Here is a 13116-nt window from a genome sequence, read left to right on the forward strand (position 1 = left end):
TGGAGGGTCTCCCCAGACGATCGAGACCTTACGGGAGCATAGACGGCCATAGATGACGATTCTGTTGCAACAATGACGGAGATCAATGAGGCTCGACTCCCGGCGACGGCACCGCTAAGTTGGCGTTCAGGGAGGTCGCCGATGACTCCGCTGCAGGAGCTGGCCGCCACGCTGCGGGCCGCGCTGGGTGCCGACCGGATCGTCGACGACCGCCAGGAGCTGCGGACGTACGAGTGCGACGGCCTGGCCCACTACAAGGTCACCCCGGGGCTGGTCGTCCTGCCCCGCGACGCCGAGGAGTGCGCCCTCACCGTGCGGGCCTGCACCGCGCTCGGGGTGCCGTTCGTCGCCCGCGGGTCGGGCACCGGGCTGTCCGGCGGAGCCCTGCCGCACGCCGAGGGCGTGCTGGTGGTGACCTCGCGGATGCGGGAGATCGTCGAGATCGCGCCCGCCGACGAACGCGCCGTCGTCGAGCCCGGCGTGATCAACCTGCAGGTCACCAAGGCCGCCACCCCGCACGGCTACTACTACGCTCCCGATCCGTCCAGCCAGCAGATCTGCTCGATCGGAGGCAACGTCGCGGAGAACTCCGGCGGCGCGCACTGCCTCAAGTACGGGTTCACCACCAACCACGTGCTCGGCGCGCAGATCGTCACCCCGGACGGCGCCCTCGTCGAGCTGGGCGGGGCGGCTCCCGACACCCCGGGCTACGACCTGCTCGGCGCCTTCGTCGGCTCCGAGGGCACGCTCGGCATCGCCACGCGCGTCACCGTACGCCTGACGCGGCTGCCGGAGTCCGTGCGTACGCTGCTCGCCGCCTTCGCGACCACCGACGAGGCCGGCGCCGCCACCTCGGCCATCATCGCCGCCGGGGTCGTCCCGGCGGCGATCGAGATGATGGACGCGCTCGCCATCGAGGCCGCCGAGGCGGCCGTGGCGTGCGGATATCCCGCGGGCGCCGGCGCGGTGCTCATCGTCGAGCTGGACGGGCCCGCCGCCGAGGTCGCCGCCCAGTTCGGCGAGGTGCGGGAGCTGTGCGAGCGGAACGGCGCGTTCGAGCTGCGGATCGCCGCCGACGAGGCCGAGCGGGCGCTGTTCTGGAAGGGCCGCAAGTCGGCGTTCGCCGCGGTCGGCCGGATCAGCCCCGACTACATCGTGCAGGACGGCGTGATCCCGCGGACCGCGCTGCCCGAGGTGCTGCACCGCATCGGCGAGGTGGCCGCGGCGCACGGTGTCCGCGTGGCCAACGTCTTCCACGCCGGCGACGGCAACCTGCACCCGCTCGTGCTGTTCGACGCCGCCACCGAGGGCGAGGCCGAGCGCGCGGAGACGGTCTCCGGCGCGATCATCGACCTCTGCATCGAGTACGGCGGCTCGATCACCGGCGAGCACGGCGTAGGGATGGACAAGGCCAAGTACATGCCCCGCATGTTCACCGGCGACGACCTGGAGACCATGCACCTGCTGCGCTGCGCGTTCGACCCGGCCGGGCTGGCCAACCCCGGCAAGGTGTTCCCCACCCCGCGGCTCTGCGGCGAGGTTCCCCGGCAGCATTCCGCCACCGACGCTCCAGCCCCCGCGGAGATCTTCTGATGCGCTGGAGCAAGGCCGGCAGCGACGACCACGTCGGCGGCGTCCCGGCGCGCTACCTCGCCGCGCCCGCCTCCACCGAGGAGGCGGCCGAGGCTCTGCGCGCTGCCGCGGCCGACGAACTGGCCGTGGTGGTCCGCGGCGGCGGCACCAAGCTGCACTGGGGCCTCCCGCCGCGCCGGCTCGACCTGATCCTCGACACGCACCGGCTCACCGGCGTCGTCGAGCACGCGGCCGGCGACCTCATCACGGTCGTCCGCGCCGGCACCCGGCTGTCCGAGCTGGACTTCGGCACCCAGCAGCTGGCCCTCGAGTCGCCGCTGCCCGGCGCCACCGTCGGAGGAGCGCTCGCCGCGAACACCAGCGGCCCGCGCCGACTGCTCTACGGCACCGCGCGCGACCTGGTCATCGGCATGACGGTGGTCCGGACCGACGGCACGGTCACCCGCTCGGGCGGCAAGGTCGTGAAGAACGTCGCCGGGTACGACCTGGGCAAGCTCTTCACCGGCTCGTACGGCACCCTCGGGCTGATCACCGAATGCGCCTTCCGCCTGCACCCGGTGCCCCCGGCGCGGGCCGTGGCGCTGTGCGAGGCGGAGCCGGCCGAGGTGGGCCGGCTGCTGGCGGCGGTCCGCGCCGAGCAGGTCGTACCGTCCGCGGTGGAGGTCGACCGGACGGAATCCGGACCGGTCAGCCTCGCGGTGCTGCTCGAGGGGACGGCCGAGGGGGTCCGGGAGCGGGCGGCCCGCCTGGAGAAGGTGCTCGGCGGCACGACGGGTGACCTCCCGCCCTGGTGGGGCACCTACCCATGGCCGCCGGACGGCGTGGGAATGAAGCTCACCGCGCGCCTGTCCCGGGTCCCCGACCTGCTCGACACCCCGCCCGGCACCACCGTCCGCGGCTCGGCGGGCACCGGCGTCCTCTACGCGCACGTCACCGGGGACGTGGGCGGCGCGGTCGAGCGGTTGCGGGCCACGGCCGTCCGCGCCGGCGGGCACGCGGTCGTGCTGACCGCACCCGGCGAGGTCCGGCGGGCCGTGGACATGTGGGGACCGGTGCCCGGCCTGGAGCTCATGCGCCGCGTCAAGGACCGCTTCGATCCGCAGCACCGCTTCGCGCCCGGCCGCTTCGTGGGAGGCATCTGATGGTCGACGCCACCTGGGGTACGCACGACGCCCCGCGCGACGTGCTCGGCCCGGTCGCCGGCACACCGGCGTTCGACGAGCACCGCCCGCCCCGCACCGACCTGATCAGCGACTGCGTGCACTGCGGCTTCTGCCTCACCACGTGCCCCACGTACGCGCTGTGGGGCGAGGAGATGGACTCGCCCCGGGGCCGGATCTACCTGATGAAGACGGGGCTGGACGGCGAGCCGATGAGCGACTCGATGGTCCAGCACTACGACCGCTGCCTCGGCTGCATGGCGTGCGTGACGGCCTGCCCGTCGGGCGTCCGCTACGACCGGCTCATCGAGGACACCCGGGCCCAGGTCGAGCGGCGCTTCGAGCGGCCACCGCGGCAACGGGCCCTGCGGGCGGCCATCTTCGCCCTGTTCCCGTACCCGCGGCGGTTGCGGTTGCTGCGCGGGCCGCTGCGGGCGTACCAGGCTAGCGGTCTGCAGCAGCTCGTGGCGCGCAGCGCGCTGCTGACCCGGCTCGGGCCGACGCTGGCCACGCTCGAGTCGCTGGCCCCGCGGCTGAGCGCGGTCCCCCGGCCGCCCCGGCTCGTCCCCGCGGCCGGCTCCCGGCGGGCGGTCGTCGGCGTGCTGACCGGCTGCGTGCAGAGCGCGTTCTTCCCCGACGTCAACTCCGCGACGATCCGGATCCTCGCCGCGGAGGGGTGCGACGTCGTGGTCCCGCCGGCGCAGGGGTGCTGCGGCGCGCTCAGCGTCCACAACGGACGCGAGGCGGAGGCGCAGCGCTTCGCCCGGCGGCTCATCGACACCTTCGACCGCGCGGGCGTCGACCACGTCGTGGTCAACGCGGCCGGCTGCGGCTCTTCGATGAAGGAGTACGCGGACCTGCTGCGCGACGACCCCGCGTACGCCGACCGCGCCGCCGCCTTCGCCGCGAAGGTCCGCGACCTGTCGGAGATCCTGGTCGAGCTCGGCCCGGCGGCGAAGCGGCACCCCTTGCCGCTGACCGTCGCTTACCACGACGCGTGCCACCTCGGGCACGCCCAGGGGGTCCGCGCGCAGCCCCGCGCGCTGCTGGCGGGCATTCCCGGGCTGACCGTGAAGGAGATCGCCGACCCGGAGATCTGCTGCGGCTCGGCCGGCATCTGGAACGTCCTCAACCCGGAGCCCGCGGCCGAGCTGGGCGCCCGCAAGGCCCGGACGGTCCTCGACACGGGCGCCGAGCTGCTCGTCACGGCCAACCCGGGCTGCCTGATGCAGGTGGCGGCATCCGTGCGGCGCCTCGGCGGGGACATCGCCCTGGCCCACACGGCCGCGGTGCTGGACGCCTCGATCCGCAACCTGGGCACCGATCAGCTGCTGGCCCGCCGCTCCTGACTAGCGTGTGGGCGTGAGTGAACCCCTGGCCGCGACGATCGACTCCCTGTACGCCACGTTCGCCCCGGTGCCTCGGCCGACTGCCGTGGACTACTGCGACTGCTGCTTCACCGTCGAGGAGGAACGGGCTCTGCTCGCAGACGTCCCGCTACGCCAGCTGCCGGCGGACGCGCTGCGGCCCTACGCCGCGAACGTCATGTTCACCGTCGGCGGTGTCGACGACTTCCGCCACTTCCTGCCACGCCTGCTGGAGATCGCCTGCGGCGAGGGCTTCAGCTGGCCGGACCTGGAGTCGGTCGTCGGCAGGCTCCGCTTCGCCCGGTGGGACGGGTGGCCCGACGATCAGCGCAACGCGGTCCGGGACTTCCTCACCGCTCTCTGGAACCACGCCCTGACCAGTGAGCCGGAGGCGGAGGACGTCGACGCCGTCCTCTGCGCCATCGGGAACGCCGAGGTCGACCTCGAGCCGTACCTCACCGCGTGGACGTCGACCCTCAGCCGACCGGCGGCGGCGCAGCTGCGGTCCTTGCTCGAGGACGGCTGCCGGTCGGACCGTACCGGGCGAAGGCTCACCAACGCCTTCTGGCGGGACCGGGACGGCCAGGCCCGGCAGGTCCTCGGCTGGCTGTCGAGCACCGACCTGCATCTGGCGCTGGTTGCCGCGATCGAGGTCACCGACAGCGAGGAGACGCTCTCAGCGATCCTCGCTTCGCTGTGACGGATGGACCGTCACTCGACGGCGAGCTCGCCCAGCTCGGACCAGTCGTCCTGGTCCACGGTCTGGCTGATGATGCGCGGGGTGGACCGCAGGTGCGGCGGCAGGTCCTGCTGCGCCTGCTTGAAATGGTCCGAGCCGACGTGCGCGGCGCCCGCGTCGCCGTCGCGGAAGGCCTCGACCAGGACGTACTCGTTCGGGTCGTCGAGGCTGCGCGACCAGTCGAACCATAGGCATCCCGGTTCGGCCCGGGTGGCCCGGGTGAACGGGCCGGCGATCTCCGGCCACCGCTCCGCGGACTCGGGCTTGATCGCGAACTTCGCCGTAATGAAGATCATTTCTCATCCTTCCGTGCAATCCGGTGCAATGCTTCTCCCCGCCCGCGCGGCGGCCGATGCTGGGCCGATGAGCGGCCACCCCCACACCGGTCTGCTGCAGTCCGTCACGCGGGCCCTGCGCGTGCTCGACCACGTCGCCGCGGCACCCGGCCCGCTGCCCGCCCGGGAGATCTCCCGGGCCCTCGGCCTCACCCTTCCGACCACCTACCATCTGCTCAGCACCCTGGTGAACGGCGGTTACCTCGTCCATCTTGCCGACGAGAAGGCGTACGCGCTCGGTCACCGGGTGGACGACCTCGCCCGCGGGCTGCACCGGCAGATCGCGGTGCCGCCGGAGATCCGGCGGGTCGCGGCCGTCACGCATCGCCAGGCCCGCGCGGCGGCGTACTACGCGATGCTGCGCGACACCGAGATGATCGTGGCGCACGTCGCCGAGTGCCCGGAGCATCCCCGCATCCGGCCGCTGGACGTCGGCTTTCACCATGCTCCGCACGCCACCGCCTTCGGCAAGCTCATGCTCGCGATGCTCGAGCCCGGCGCGGCCGACGACGTGCTCGACGCTACGGGTACGCCGCGGGTCACCGCCGCCACCGTCACCGACCGGCGGATGCTGCGCCGCCAGCTGGACCAGATCCGCGCCACCGGGCTCGCCGTCGAGGTCGACGAGTTCCAGGCCGACCTCTCCTGCATGGCGGCGCCGGTCACCGACGCGACCGGCCGGTTCGTCGGCGCGGTGGCGATCTCCCTGCCCACCCGGGACCTGCGCGACCACCGCTGGGCGGCCGAGCGCGCGGTGCGCATCGGCGCGGTCCGGGCGACCAGGGCGGTGGCGCTCACCACGGCCGTCCGGACCGGCCGGTGTCAGGCGGACCGTGCCAGGCCGTAGCGCGTCTCCAGCAGGCCGCGGCAGAACACGGCATTGCCGTCGATGCTGACGCGTACGGTCCGGGCGAGCCGCAGCCAGCCGGGCAGCCGCTCGGCCGGGAACGGCTGCCCGGCGTCGTCGCACAGGGCGTAGGTGCTGGTGATCCCCAGGGCTGCCCGGCGGCGGCCGACCGCGGCGGCCGGTGACGGCGCGATCCGCAGGGCCTCCTCCATCGCAAGCCCGCCCAGGTCCTCGGCTCCGGCCGCCGCGAGGGCCCGGGCCAGCCGCTCCTGCGCGGCTGTGTGGGCCTTGCGCTCGAACGTCAGGCGCAGCTCGGCGAGGGCTGGATCGAGGCCGTCGCTGCGGAACGAGGCGGCGAAGTCGCCGGCCGCAGCGACGCCCGCGTTGATCTCCGCCGCCACGAAGTGCTCGAGCAGCACCACCTCGGCGACCCGCACGCCCGGTACCGCGGCGACCGCGTCCCGCGCATCGGCCACCATGAGCCAGGCGAAGTTCGGGGCGCAGAAGTACGTGGGCAGCCGCAGCTCCACGCGTACCCGATCGGTCGTGATCTCGATCGCCGCCACGAAGCCCAGCTCGGTGATCGGGCGGTCCAGCTCCGGATCCCGCACCGTGGCCAGGGCTGCCTGCACCGCGGACGCGTTCATGCGCTGGACGCCAGAGGTTCGGGGGCGGCGCCGACGGCCGGGCCGCTGTCCTGCGGGGCGGCGCTGACCTGGAACTCCGGCTTGACGTCGAGGTCGTAGAGGGCCGCGGCGTTGAGGCCCAGGATCTTCTTCTTGACGTCGGTGGTCAGCACGCCGTACTCGCCCTGCAGGTCCTCGGGGATCTGGAAGTCGACGAACTTCTCGACCAGCCACTTGGGCTGCCAGATCGCGTAGTCGCTGCCGAACAGGATGCGGTTCTCGTCGAGCCAGTACAGCAGCTCGCCGATGATCTGGGCGAAGTAGCGCGGCCGGCTGTGGATGAACGGCATCGCCACCGCGAGGCCGCCGTACACGTTGGGCTCCTGGGTGGCGATCCAGCAGAAGTCCTCGAGCCGCGGCAGGCCGACGTGCTCGACGATGAAGCGCAGGCCGGGGAACGCCGTCGCCGCGTCGTCCACGTCCGCCACGTCGAAGGCGTCGCGGTTCATCGGGTAGACCGTCGGCCCCTTGTGCACGTGGATGTTGCGGATTCCCAGCTCCAGGCACTTCTCCAGATACCGGTACGCCCACGGGTCGGACAGTTTCCAGCCCTTCGAGTCGCCCTTCCACTCGGCGGTGTAGACCTTGACGCCCTTGAGGTGCCAGCGCTCGTGCAGGCGCTCGAGCTTCTCCAGGCCGGCCTCGCCGTCGCGCGGGTCGAAGCGGCCGTTGACGATGAACCGGCCCGGGTGGCGCTCGGCCATCTCCCCGTTCTGCTCGGTGGTGTTGAAGCCGTTGACGTACCAGTCCGTCAGGTACGTCGACTGCAGGATCGCCACGTCGTCGTAGCCCACCTCGAACAGGTCGTGGATCATCCGCTCCTCGGGGTAGCGCTCGAACTCCTCGAGCGACCACCGGTACTCCTCCGGCGAGAGGTTGCTGTGGTAGTCGTAGAAGCACTTGATGAAGCCCTCGCCGTACCGGTTGATCTGGTTGGCGGGGCTGCCGTCCCAGAAGTGGGTGTGGCCGTCGACGATGTAGTAGCTCTGGCCGTCCTTGCTGTACACGTACGCCTCCTACGGCACGAGGATCCCGCGGCCCTGGAGCCGGCCGGCCTCCAGGTCGTCCATGGCTTCGTTGACCGCCGCCAGCGGGTACGTGCGCGTGTGCAGGCGTACCTTGCCCGCGGCGGCGAGGATCATCAGCTCGTCGAGGTCGGTGTACGAGCCCACGAGGTTGCCGATGATGTTGCGCTCGGTGGAGATCAGGTCGATGGTGGGGATGTCGACGCTGCCGCCGTACCCGATGACGAAGTAGCTGCCGGCCCGCCGCGTGACCGCCAGGCCGGTACGTTCGGCGCCCTGCTCCCCCACGAAGTCGAGGACCACGTGGGCGGTGTCGGTGAGCCCGTCCGCGGCCTCGACGACCTCGTGCGCGCCCAGGTCCCGGGCGAGCCGCCGGGCGCCCTCGCTCGGGTCGACCACGATCACCCGGGTCGCGGTCATGGCGAGCAGGCACTGGACGCCGATGTGCCCCAGCCCGCCGGCGCCGATCACCACGCAGGTCGTGCCCGGGTGCAGCAACGGCACCGCCTTGCGCACCGCGTGGTACGCCGTCAGCCCCGCGTCGGCGAGCGCGGCGACGTCGGCGGGTTCCAGCCCCTCGGCGAGCTTCACGCAGGCGCGGGCGTTGGTCAGCAGCAGCTCCGCCATCCCCCCCGTCGGAGTCGATGCCGGGGAAGCGCGAGTTCTCGCAGTGCACGTCGTCGCCGGACCGGCACGGCCGGCACAGCCCGCAGGTCGCCAGTGGATGCAGGATGACCGCATCGCCGGGAGCGACGTTGGTGACGGCGCTGCCCACCTCGCGCACCCAGCCCGCGTTCTCGTGCCCGATCGTGTACGGCAGCGCCACCCCCGACTTCTGCGCCCACTGCCCCTCGACGATGTGCAGGTCGGTGCGGCACAGCCCGGCGGCGCCGACCTCGACGAGCACGTCGAGCGGCCCGGCGACCGCGGGCTCGGGCACCTCGTCGAGCGACGGGCGTTTGCCGTAGGCGTGCACTCGGACGGCTTTCATCGGCCTCAGCTCCTCGGTCCGGCGTCTCCCCGCACTCTGGACCCGGGCCGGATGCCTTCGGCAAGGTGCCGTTCAGATGCTGACAACGCCGTGTTGACACCGCCTACCGGTGCGCGGAGGCTACGAGCAAGCCCGCTGGAATGCCTGCCATGGACCTCGCCAGAGCCGCGCAGATCACGCTGATCATGTTGTCGCCCACCCTCGCCGTGGGCGCGGCGATCTATGCCTCGCGCCTCGCCCGGGCCGTGTGGGAGAGGACCCGGCGGACCGACGAGCTGCAGTCCCGGTCCGCGCCGATCGAGCAGCTGGCCACGGATTTGAGGCGGCTGCTGCACCAGCACGACGCGCTGCGCGCCGGCACCGGACCCGGCCTGCGCCACGTGCGGCTGCGGGCGCTCGAGGCCGCCATCACCGACCTGGCCGTGCAGGCGGCGCGGGCGCTGGGCGTACCGGCCACCGCGCCACCCGGGCACGCCGGCCTGCGTCCCGCCGAGCTCAGCCGGCTGCTGCACGACCTGAGCGACGCGGGCCTGATGCTGCCCGCCGTCGGTCTGCTGGCGGACTAGAGACGTAGGCTCGCAAGGTCACGTGCGGCGCCTGGCGGGTCCGGGCCGAGGTGAGGAGACGGCCACGCCCAGGGAGACCGGTCGCAGGGTCATCGCGTCCAACAAGAAGGCGCGGCACGACTACGCGGTCCTCAAGACGTACGAGGCCGGCATCGTGCTCGCGGGCACCGAGGTGAAGTCGCTGCGCGCCGGGTACGCGTCGATCGCCGACGCCTTCGCCCAGGAGCACGAGGGCGAGATCATGCTCTACAACCTGCACATCGCCGAGTACGGCTTCGGATCCTGGACCAACCACGCGCCGCGGCGCACCCGCAAGCTGCTGCTGCACCGGGTGGAGATCGCGCGCATCCTCGACAAGCTGCGCGAGCCCGGCATCGCCCTGGTGCCGCTGTCCCTCTACTTCAACGACGGCTGGGCCAAGGTCGAGCTCGCCCTCGCCCGGGGCAAGAAGGAGTACGACAAACGGCAGGCGATCGCCGAGCGCGACGCCAACCGTGAGATCGCCCGCGCCCTCGGCCGCCATCTCAAGGGCCGTTCCCGGTCCTAAATGGTTTTTGCGCCGCAAAACCGGCGCGCGACGTGGAGAAATCTTTTTCGAGCCGGTTCTCGTCTCGCGGATCACTGCGTTATCTGACAGTCTCGATGAGTGACTTTGTGATCTGCGCCATATTTGGCGACTGTCTCTCCGGACGGAGGATCGCTGATGATTCCACGGCGGACGGGGGCGGCTCGGCGGCCGTCACGATGGGTGGCACTGGTCGGCGTGGCGGCGCTGGTGACACCGGTCGCGGCCTGCTCCAGCGGCCCCAAGGGCACGGTGGTGAACCTCTACGGCGGCGCCAGCGGCGTCGGCTTCGACAAGATCATCAATGACTGCAACCAGCGGGCGGCGGGCCGGTACACCATCGTAGGCAACCTGCTGCCCAGTGACGCCGACGGCCAGCGCGACCAGTTCGTCCGGCGGCTCGCCGCCCACGACGACGGCATGGACCTGCTCGGCATGGACGTCACCTGGACGGCCGAGTTCGCCGAGGCCAAGTGGATCCGGGAACTGACCGGCGACCAGAAGGCGCAGGCCATCAAGGACACCCTGCAGCCGCCGATCGACACGGCCACCTGGAAGGACAAGCTCTACGGCGTCCCGCGGACGACCAACGTCCAGCTCCTGTGGTACCGCAAGTCGCTCGTACCCACTCCGCCCAAGACGTTCGACGAGATGATCACGATGGCCCAGCAGCTCAAGGCCGCGGGCAAGCCGTACGAGATCGGCTTCACCGCGGCCCAGTACGAGGGCTACGTGGTCAACGTCAACAACCTGATCACCGCCGAGGGCGGCACCCTCGTCAACGAGGACAGCTCGGCCCCCACCATCGACGACAAGACCGTGCAGGCGCTGACCCTCCTCAAGCGGCTCTCCACCTCCGGCGTCACGAGTGCGTCGCTGTCGAACGCCCAGGAGCCCGAGGTGTTCGCGGACCTGCAGGCCGGCCGCTCGGCGTTCTCGCTCAACTGGCCGTACGTCCTCAGCGCCATGCGCGACGCGAACCCGGAGCTGGTCGACGACCTCGGCTACGCGCCGTACCCGTCGGTGGACGGGAGCCCGCCGAAGGTGACGCTGGGCGGGATGAACTACGCCATCAGCAGCTTCAGCAAGCACCCGCAGGAGGCGTTCGAGGCGGCGATGTGCCTGCGCGACCAGAAGAACGCCCTGAGCGCCGCCCTCGACGCCGGTGACGTCCCGGCCCTCGCCACGGTGTTCCAGCTGCCGGAGTTCCAGAAGGCGTACCCGATGGCCGACGTCATGAAGGCCGAACTGCAGGCAGCCGTCCCCCGGCCGGTGTCGCCGGTCTACCAGAACATCTCGACGCTCGTCTCGACGACGTTGTCACCCCCGCAGAAGATCGACCCGCAGAAGGCGGCCGACAAGCTACGGGACTCCATCCAGGATGCGATCGACGGCAAGGGGATCGTGCCATGACCGCCACACCGACGTCGGCGGCCGCGCAGGCGGCCGAGGACCGCATGGACGACGGCACCACCGAGATTGCGCGCCAGCGCTACACCGACGCGAAACGGGCAGAACGCAAGCTGGGTCTGATGCTGGTGGCTCCGGCCGTGGTGATCATGCTCGCCGTGGCCGCCTATCCGATCCTGTACGCGTTCTGGCTCTCGCTGAACAAGGCCGACCTGCGGCAGCCGGACGCCAACAAGTTCATCTGGTTCGACAACTACGTCACCGTCCTGTCCAGCCCGATCTGGTGGACCGCCTTCGGCGTCACGATGCTGATCACCGTGGTCGGGGCGACCCTCGAGCTGGTGCTCGGCATGTGTCTCGCGCTCGTCATGCACCGCACCTTGGTGGGACGCGGACTGGTGCGCACGTCGGCGCTGGTGCCCTACGCGATCGTGACCGTGGTCGCGGCGTTCTCCTGGCGCTTCGCCTGGACCCAGGGCATCGGCTGGCTCGCGCCGCCGGACTCGGCGCCGCTCACCCAGTTCTGGCCGTCGCTCTGGATCATCATCCTGGCCGAGGTCTGGAAGACCGTCCCGTTCATGGCCCTGCTGCTGATGGCGGGCCTGGCCCTGGTGCCCGAGGACCTGCTCAAGGCCGCATCGATGGACGGCGCGAGCTCGTGGAAACGGTTCTGGACGGTGACCGTACCGTTGATCAAGCCGGCCATCCTGGTCGCGCTGCTGTTCCGCACCCTGGACGCGTTCCGGGTGTTCGACAACATCTTCGTGCTGACCAGCGGCTCCAACAAGACCAGCTCGGTGTCGATGGTGGCGTACAGCAACCTGATCCGGGGTCTCAACCTCGGCATCGGGTCGGCGATGTCGGTGCTGATCTTCGTGACCACCGGGATCATCGCCTTCCTGTTCATCAAGTTCTTCGGGACGGCAGCGCCCGGGTCGGACGTCGAAGGGAGGCGGTAGTCATGCAGCCGGAGACCACCAACCGCAAGCTGATGTGGTGGGGCGTCAACATCCTCGTCCTGCTGTACGCGTTCATCCCGGTGGCCTGGATCCTCTCCCTGTCGCTCAAGGACGAGGCCACCCTGAACGACGGCAAGTACTTCCCGACGGAGCCCACCGACGACAGCTACTCGGCGATCTTCTCGAACTCGGACTTCCTCCGGGCGCTGATGAACTCGATCGGCATCTGCATCATCGCCACCCTCATCGCCATCGTCTTCGGCACGATGGCCGCGTACGCCATCGCCCGGCTCCAGTTCCCCGGCAAGCGGGCCATCGTGGCCACGGCGCTGCTCGTCTCGATGTTCCCCCAGATCGCGCTGGTGACGCCGCTGTTCAAGATCGAGACGGCGATCGGGCTCTTCGACACCTGGGGCGGCCTGATCATCCCGTACATCGCCTTCGCGCTGCCGCTGGCGATCTACACGTTGTCGGCGTTCTTCCGCGAGATCCCCTGGGACCTGGAGAAGGCGGCGAAGATGGACGGCGCCACGCCGTACCAGGCGTTCCGCCGGGTGATCACCCCGCTGGCGATGCCGGGCGTCTTCACGACCGCCATCCTGGTCTTCATCGCCTGCTGGAACGACTTCCTGTTCGCCCTGTCGCTGACCTCGACGTCGCGGGCCCGCACCGTGCCGGCCGCCATGAGCTACTTCACCGGCGCCACCACGTTCGAGAAGCCCACCGGCCCGATCGCGGCCGCCGCCGTGGTCATCACCATCCCGATCGTGCTCTTCGTGCTGGTCTTCCAGCGGCGCATCGTCGCCGGCCTCACCTCGGGCGCCGTCAAGGGCTGACCCACCCACCCACCGGACCTCGACACAGCAGAGGAGC

General features: G+C 71.1%; 14 protein-coding genes and 1 pseudogene. 10 read left to right on the forward strand and 5 right to left on the reverse strand.

Annotated elements, in window-relative coordinates:
• Window positions 1–141: 141 nt before the first annotated feature.
• The 4 genes from AB0J80_RS32530 to AB0J80_RS32545 are packed head-to-tail and all read left to right on the forward strand — an operon-like array spanning window position 142 to window position 4820.
• Window positions 142–1593, forward strand: coding sequence for an FAD-linked oxidase C-terminal domain-containing protein (locus AB0J80_RS32530; protein ID WP_364712749.1), 1452 nt, complete (start codon window positions 142–144; stop codon window positions 1591–1593).
• On the forward strand, window positions 1593–2735 hold the full coding sequence (locus AB0J80_RS32535) for an FAD-binding protein (RefSeq protein WP_364712750.1): 1143 nt from the start codon (window positions 1593–1595) through the stop codon (window positions 2733–2735). Before AB0J80_RS32530 ends, AB0J80_RS32535 begins: the two co-directional genes overlap by 1 nt.
• Window positions 2735–4102 carry a heterodisulfide reductase-related iron-sulfur binding cluster gene (locus tag AB0J80_RS32540; RefSeq protein WP_364712751.1) on the forward strand — a complete coding sequence of 456 codons (1368 nt, stop codon included), beginning with the start codon at window positions 2735–2737 and terminating at the stop codon, window positions 4100–4102. Before AB0J80_RS32535 ends, AB0J80_RS32540 begins: the two co-directional genes overlap by 1 nt.
• 13 nt (window positions 4103–4115) lie before the next feature.
• Window positions 4116–4820, forward strand: coding sequence for a hypothetical protein (locus AB0J80_RS32545; protein WP_364712752.1), 705 nt, complete (start codon window positions 4116–4118; stop codon window positions 4818–4820).
• Between the two features lie 11 nt (window positions 4821–4831).
• Here AB0J80_RS32545 and AB0J80_RS32550 read toward each other — a convergent pair whose 3' ends face one another.
• Window positions 4832–5155, reverse strand: a complete 324-nt coding sequence (locus tag AB0J80_RS32550) for a putative quinol monooxygenase (RefSeq protein ID WP_364712754.1) — start codon at window positions 5153–5155, stop codon at window positions 4832–4834.
• 67 nt (window positions 5156–5222) lie between these two features.
• Between AB0J80_RS32550 and AB0J80_RS32555 the strand changes: the two genes are divergently transcribed.
• A complete protein-coding gene (locus tag AB0J80_RS32555) occupies window positions 5223–6041 on the forward strand; it encodes an IclR family transcriptional regulator (RefSeq protein ID WP_364712755.1) in 819 nt (272 codons plus the stop codon).
• Here the strand turns inward: AB0J80_RS32555 and AB0J80_RS32560 are convergent.
• The 4 genes and pseudogenes from AB0J80_RS32560 to AB0J80_RS32575 all read right to left on the reverse strand — a co-directional run.
• Window positions 6017–6688 (reverse strand): iron-sulfur cluster assembly protein, encoded by a 672-nt coding sequence (locus AB0J80_RS32560; RefSeq protein ID WP_364712985.1) that lies wholly within the window; start codon window positions 6686–6688, stop codon window positions 6017–6019. The genes AB0J80_RS32555 and AB0J80_RS32560 overlap by 25 nt on opposite strands.
• On the reverse strand, window positions 6685–7734 hold the full coding sequence (locus AB0J80_RS32565) for an amidohydrolase family protein (RefSeq protein ID WP_364712757.1): 1050 nt from the start codon (window positions 7732–7734) through the stop codon (window positions 6685–6687). Before AB0J80_RS32565 ends, AB0J80_RS32560 begins: the two co-directional genes overlap by 4 nt.
• Window positions 7735–7743: 9 nt before the next feature.
• On the reverse strand, window positions 7744–8379 hold the full coding sequence (locus tag AB0J80_RS32570; protein ID WP_364712759.1) for a zinc-binding dehydrogenase: 636 nt from the start codon (window positions 8377–8379) through the stop codon (window positions 7744–7746).
• Between the two features lie 61 nt (window positions 8380–8440).
• A pseudogene (locus AB0J80_RS32575) lies at window positions 8441–8743 on the reverse strand (alcohol dehydrogenase catalytic domain-containing protein); the annotation flags it as partial.
• A gap of 149 nt (window positions 8744–8892) precedes the next feature.
• On the opposite strand from AB0J80_RS32575, the gene AB0J80_RS32580 reads away from it, so the two are divergent.
• From AB0J80_RS32580 to AB0J80_RS32600, 5 genes are all read left to right on the forward strand, one after another.
• Window positions 8893–9309, forward strand: coding sequence for a hypothetical protein (locus AB0J80_RS32580; protein WP_364712761.1), 417 nt, complete (start codon window positions 8893–8895; stop codon window positions 9307–9309).
• Window positions 9310–9340: 31 nt separating this feature from the next.
• On the forward strand, window positions 9341–9856 hold the full coding sequence (gene smpB / locus AB0J80_RS32585) for an SsrA-binding protein SmpB (protein ID WP_364712987.1): 516 nt from the start codon (window positions 9341–9343) through the stop codon (window positions 9854–9856).
• Window positions 9857–10012: 156 nt separating this feature from the next.
• Window positions 10013–11287 (forward strand): ABC transporter substrate-binding protein, encoded by a 1275-nt coding sequence (locus AB0J80_RS32590; RefSeq protein WP_364712763.1) that lies wholly within the window; start codon window positions 10013–10015, stop codon window positions 11285–11287.
• A 44-nt stretch (window positions 11288–11331) separates the two neighbouring features.
• Window positions 11332–12243 carry a sugar ABC transporter permease gene (locus AB0J80_RS32595; protein ID WP_364712989.1) on the forward strand — a complete coding sequence of 304 codons (912 nt, stop codon included), beginning with the start codon at window positions 11332–11334 and terminating at the stop codon, window positions 12241–12243.
• A gap of 2 nt (window positions 12244–12245) precedes the next feature.
• Window positions 12246–13079, forward strand: coding sequence for a carbohydrate ABC transporter permease (locus tag AB0J80_RS32600; protein ID WP_364712766.1), 834 nt, complete (start codon window positions 12246–12248; stop codon window positions 13077–13079).
• Window positions 13080–13116: the final 37 nt, after the last annotated feature.

Source organism: Actinoplanes sp. NPDC049548 (genome assembly GCF_040676695.1).
In the GTDB taxonomy this organism is placed as follows: Bacteria; Actinomycetota; Actinomycetes; order Mycobacteriales; family Micromonosporaceae; genus Actinoplanes.

Bases quoted from the DNA above. Each gene is read 5' to 3' on its own strand.
- AB0J80_RS32530 (WP_364712749.1), top strand. From the start codon at position 142: ATGACTCCGCTGCAGGAGCTGGCCGCCACGCTGCGGGCCGCGCTGGGT.
- AB0J80_RS32535 (WP_364712750.1), top strand. From the start codon at position 1,593: ATGCGCTGGAGCAAGGCCGGCAGCGACGACCACGTCGGCGGCGTCCCG.
- AB0J80_RS32540 (WP_364712751.1), top strand. From the start codon at position 2,735: ATGGTCGACGCCACCTGGGGTACGCACGACGCCCCGCGCGACGTGCTC.
- AB0J80_RS32550 (WP_364712754.1), bottom strand. From the start codon at position 5,155: ATGATCTTCATTACGGCGAAGTTCGCGATCAAGCCCGAGTCCGCGGAG.
- AB0J80_RS32555 (WP_364712755.1), top strand. From the start codon at position 5,223: ATGAGCGGCCACCCCCACACCGGTCTGCTGCAGTCCGTCACGCGGGCC.
- AB0J80_RS32560 (WP_364712985.1), bottom strand. From the start codon at position 6,688: ATGAACGCGTCCGCGGTGCAGGCAGCCCTGGCCACGGTGCGGGATCCG.
- AB0J80_RS32570 (WP_364712759.1), bottom strand. From the start codon at position 8,379: ATGGCGGAGCTGCTGCTGACCAACGCCCGCGCCTGCGTGAAGCTCGCC.
- AB0J80_RS32580 (WP_364712761.1), top strand. From the start codon at position 8,893: ATGGACCTCGCCAGAGCCGCGCAGATCACGCTGATCATGTTGTCGCCC.
- AB0J80_RS32590 (WP_364712763.1), top strand. From the start codon at position 10,013: ATGATTCCACGGCGGACGGGGGCGGCTCGGCGGCCGTCACGATGGGTG.
- AB0J80_RS32595 (WP_364712989.1), top strand. From the start codon at position 11,332: ATGGACGACGGCACCACCGAGATTGCGCGCCAGCGCTACACCGACGCG.
- AB0J80_RS32600 (WP_364712766.1), top strand. From the start codon at position 12,246: ATGCAGCCGGAGACCACCAACCGCAAGCTGATGTGGTGGGGCGTCAAC.